The 233-nt window shown below is 46.8% G+C and carries 1 pseudogene; it reads left to right on the top strand.

The window, feature by feature from the left end:
- Nucleotides 1–233, top strand: a pseudogene (locus tag AB4653_RS13405) (YkgJ family cysteine cluster protein); the annotation flags it as partial.

Below are 233 nucleotides of genomic sequence, written 5' to 3'. Positions count from 1 at the left end.
GACTCAAGAAGAGATCGATTTGTGGGAGTTGTTCAACCCAGACATCTTTGAATATGTTCGAGGAAGCGAGATCTGGTTCGACCCTGAATCTGGTGAACGTTTAACTCGCTGCCCTTTTCTGGAGCTGGTTCCGACGAAAGATACCAAGCCTCAAGCCAAGTACACATGCAGCATTTACTTAGACCGACCAGAAGATTGCCGACACTATCCAAGCCTGATTAATGAGATGGTAC

It is taken from the genome of Vibrio sp. 10N.222.48.A3 (assembly GCF_041475345.1).
Taxonomy (GTDB): domain Bacteria; phylum Pseudomonadota; class Gammaproteobacteria; order Enterobacterales; family Vibrionaceae; genus Vibrio; species Vibrio tasmaniensis_A.
Note: the sequence above shows the minus strand (reverse complement) of the source record. Positions and strands in the feature narration are given on the sequence as shown.